At 47.6% G+C, this 2,528-nt stretch carries 1 protein-coding gene; it reads left to right on the forward strand.

The features are described from left to right. The first annotated feature begins 134 nt into the window (after nt 1-134). Nucleotides 135-2,495 (forward strand): ABC transporter permease, encoded by a 2,361-nt coding sequence (locus Q4A89_RS11095; RefSeq protein WP_303185537.1) that lies wholly within the window; start codon nt 135-137, stop codon nt 2,493-2,495. The last annotated feature ends 33 nt before the right edge of the window (nt 2,496-2,528 follow it).

The raw sequence follows: 2,528 nt of genomic DNA on the forward strand, positions 1-2,528 counted from the left end.
GCTGAATGCTGATGGCTGAATGCTAACGAACAATTAAATTAGTGTAACTTGTCATAACTTGTGCAACTTGTGGTATCTGAACGCTGAATGCCGATTGCTGGAAATCTGACTGCTAACAAATAAAAGAAACAGAAATGAAAACGATATACAGAAACTTATTGAGTGTGATTCGCCGTTTTAAGATGGCGACGTTGTTGAACGTGGCGGGATTGTCGGTCGCCTTCGCCGCGTTTATGGTGATTATGATGCAGATCGATTACGATTGGACATTCGATACCTCCGACCCCAATCATGCCAATATTTTCAGGGTTGAATTTATCTATCAGGAAAGTGCGCAGGTGGTCATCAATCGACCGTTAGCCGAGGCTTTTTTTGCTTCTTCACCGCATATCGTTGCCGGTGCACTGTCTTTTCCTCATAGTACCGATCTGTTTTTCTCCGTTGAAAATAATGGTATCAAGCAGTTTTATGAAGAAAAAAGTGTGCAGGTATCTCCCGAATATACGGATGTGTTCACGTTCGATTTTGTGGAGGGTACAAAAGATGTCTTAAAGCAGCCGGATCATGTGATGATACCGCTTAGTATGGCGCAGAAACTGTTCGGCAATGAATCGGCCGCAGGTCGACAGCTGACCGGGCGGTACAGTCATATGACCGTCGGGGCGGTGTATCGCGATTTTCCGGCCAATACCCTTGTACAGAATATCGTGTACACTACTATTCCTGAGAACGAGAATAAAACGGATTGGGGAAATTGGAACTATCAGGTGTTCGTTCGGATGGACGATGCAGATAATCTATCCTCTGTTTATGAAAACTTTAAAAAGAATAACAAAGCCAACCCGCAGATGATTGGACAAACGGACGAAGTCGATTGGGAAAAACTGAATGCAGGCCTGCGTTTTACTCCTTTGACCGAGGTGCATTATGTAACCGATGCGATCTTTGATTTTACCCCCAAAGCCAGCCGCCAGACCTTGCGGGTCTTGTTCGCGATAGCTATCGTCGTGATTGTGATTGCGGGTATTAATTTTACGAATTTCAGCACGGCGCTGACGCCCATGCGGATCAAAAGCATCAACACGCAAAAAGTGCTGGGAGGAAGTCAGAGCACTATCCGGCGGTCGTTGGTCTTGGAGGCGATGCTGATCAGTTTGTTCTCATATGGCATGGCCATCGGGTTAGTGATGTTGTTTGCTCGTACGGAGTTGTCGTCGCTTGTTGATGCGGACTTGTCGGTCGCTTCGCAACCGCTGATTGTAGGTGGAACCGCGCTGATCGCGTTGCTGACGGGGCTATTAGCCGGACTGTATCCGTCGTTCTACATGACTTCATTCCCGCCCGCGCTAGTCTTGAAAGGGAGCTTCGGATTGTCGCCGAAAGGCCGGGTATTGCGTAACGCACTTATCAGCGTGCAGTTTATCGCTTCGTTTGCGTTGCTCATCGGAGCGTCATTTATGTATCTGCAAAATCATTTTATGCAGCACACGCCGTTGGGATACGAAAAAGATGCGCTGATCGTCACGAATATCAATGAGCAAATTAATAAAAGCATAGACGCTTTTACGAACCGTATGAAAGAATTTGCGGGAGTGGAAGGCGTTACGTATGCCGATCAGTTGATCTCCAGCACCGACTTTTATATGAGTTGGGGACGGGATTACCATGATAAGAAAATTCAATATCAAGTGCTTCCTGTCGATTATTCCTTTTTGGACGTGATGGGGATATCGGTTACGGAAGGACGCGAATTTCGTATCGAGGACGCGAATACGCGTCACGGTGTTTATGTGTTTAATGAGAAAGCGCGCGACCAGTTTCAGTTAGAAGTTGGCACGATGATCGACAGCACGGAGATTGTCGGCATTATACCCGATGTGAAGTTTGCTTCGTTCCGTACCGAAGTGGCTCCGATGGCTTTCTTCGTCTGGGGCTCCCAAAACTGGGGCCGTTGGAAGAATCATGCCTATGTCCGGGTGAAAGCGGGCTCGGATATGCGTGCGGCGATGGAACATATGCGTACAACACTAACCGAGTTTGATCCTGAATATCCGTTCAACGTGCGGTTCTTCGACGACGTTTTGCAGCGATTGTACGAAAAGGAGGCAGCGATCAGCATGCTGATCACGCTGTTTAGTCTGATTGCGATTTTTATCTCTATCGTCGGCGTGTTCGGCTTGGTGGTGTTCGACAGCGAGTATCGGAAGAAAGAAATCGGCATCCGCAAAGTATTCGGTTCGACGACACAGCAGATTCTGGTGATGTTCAATAAGACGTATCTCAAAATCGTAGCCGTTTGTTTCGTCTTTGCCGCTCCTGCGGCGTATTACGCAGTAGTGAAGTGGCTCGAAAACTTTGCTTACAAGACGCCGCTTTACTGGTGGGTGTTCGCGTTGTCGTTCGCGATCGTGGCCTTGGTGACCTTCGCCACGGTGACGTTTCAAAACTGGCGTGCGGCGAATGCCAATCCGGTGAAGAGTTTGAGAAGCGAATAGTTGGAAGTGAAAAGTGAAAAACGAAAAGTGAAA

The sequence above is a fragment of the Tannerella sp. genome (genome assembly GCF_030528505.1).
In the GTDB taxonomy this organism is placed as follows: Bacteria; Bacteroidota; Bacteroidia; order Bacteroidales; family Tannerellaceae; genus Tannerella.

Bases quoted from the DNA above. Each gene is read 5' to 3' on its own strand.
- Q4A89_RS11095 (WP_303185537.1), top strand. From the start codon at position 135: ATGAAAACGATATACAGAAACTTATTGAGTGTGATTCGCCGTTTTAAG.